This is a genomic window from Pseudoalteromonas sp. APC 3893 (assembly GCF_030408095.1).
GTDB lineage: Bacteria > Pseudomonadota > Gammaproteobacteria > Enterobacterales > Alteromonadaceae > Pseudoalteromonas.
Genome location: NZ_JASDCD010000062.1, coordinates 1 through 1851 on the forward strand (window position 1 = coordinate 1; position 1851 = coordinate 1851).

1 protein-coding gene is annotated in these 1851 nt (G+C 49.3%); it reads right to left on the reverse strand.

Annotated features, from left to right (window positions below):
• Positions 1 to 1851: Ig-like domain-containing protein (locus QMA12_RS21950; RefSeq protein ID WP_290295316.1), on the reverse strand; the 1851-nt coding region annotated here is incomplete at both ends.

Here is a 1851-nt window from a genome sequence, read left to right on the forward strand (position 1 = left end):
ATAATGTCACAACTTGACCTAACAAGAAGGTTGGCGTAAACGCAAGTGCCGGTGGAATAGTATCAACAACCCCACTATCACTGGCGGTGCCAGTATTCCCTGCGGCATCACTGAGACTGACACTGACACTGTAGTTGCCATCCGCTAATGCTTGGCTGGCTTCTGCCTGCCATTGACCATTGTCATCCGTTTGCACCGTCACACTGTGACTGCCATTGCTGTCAGTGAAGGTCACGATAATATCGCTGTTGGCTAAGTCTGATGTGCCCGTTACCAGCGGCGTGTTGTCGTTCGTTAATTCTGGCGCGTCAATGCTCACCGTCGGTGCGATAGTGTCAATTACCCCGCCTGTTTCAGTATCACTGCTCGTATTACCTGCATCATCAGTCACACTCGCTGTAACTTCAAAGCTACCTTCAGCGAGCGCTGTAGGTACTTCAACTGACCAAGAACCATCACCTAACACTGTAGCTATTAAAGTTTGTTCATCACCATTTGCATCTGTAACAGTTAAAGTCACTGTTGCACCGAGCTCATCGCTGGTCCCTGAGATCGTCGGGTTTGTGTCGTTCGTGGGACTAAGTGGACTGATATTAAAGCTCGGTGCCTGCGTATCGATCACGCCTCCATTATCAGTATCAATACCAATATTACCCGCTGCATCCGTCACTTCTGCGCGTACTGAATACGTGCCCTCTGCTAGTACCGCTGAAGCAGCTATCGACCAACTACCACTTGCTGAAACACTTGTCATAACCGTTTGTTCAATACCATTGGCATCAGTAATTATAACTTTAACTTGGCTGCCAGGCGCAGCATCAGAAGTACCGTTTATTGTTGGTGTTGTGTCATTACTCGCAGCCAAGGTGTTTATCTCAATTGTTGGTGCAACCGTATCAATCGTGCCTTGCGCAGTATCAACCCCTGTATTTCCTGCAACAGTAATTGAAGCTGTGACTGTAAAATTACCTTCAGCAAGTATCTGACTTGCTGTAACTGACCAAACACCTGATGCAACTTGGGCTGTCAATGTTTGAACTGGATTGATGCCATCATCAATAACAATATTAATCATGGTGCCATCAGCAGCATCTGTGGTACCTGTAATAGTCGGTGTGGTATCATTTGTATCTGCTATCGTATCAATCGAAATGCTCGGCGCATTCGTGTTTAATGTAAAGCTATTATCTGCAGTTGTGGTATTACCAGCCTCATCCGTTACGCTGGCACTGACACTGTAATCGCTATCCGCTAACGTAGGACTTTGCACAGACCAATCACCGTTGTCATCCACGCTTGCACTTAGCTCAGTCTCAACACCGCTGCTGTCGGTCAGCGTGACGGTGATGACCGTGCCTGCTGGCTCTGATGACGTGCCTGAAATGGTCGGCGTGTCATCGTTAACAGTGCCTAAATGGGTAATTGTTAGCTCTGGTGCAAGGGTATCGATTTCCCCGACCCCCGCTGCACTGCCGGTGTTGCCCGCGGCATCAGTGATGCTCGCGCTGTAGCTGTAATCCCCATCCGGTAAGTTAGCCGCGGCCACTTGCCAGCCACCGCCCGCTTGGACTTGGGCTGTGAGAGTCTGCGTATCGCCATTGGCATCCACAATCGTGATACTCACTTGGGTGCCAACAGGCTCCGTTGATGTTCCACTAATAACTGGGCTTTCGTCATTGCCTAAGCCATTATTATTCACCGTGACCACGGGCACACTGGTATCTATATTACCTGTTAAGATCACCTGTGTTTCATTCCCTGCGCCATCACTGATCACAACCTCCGTCGTGTAATCACCTTGCGCTAAGGCGTTGGGTACTTCCACTGACCAACTGCCGTCGCTTTGCACGC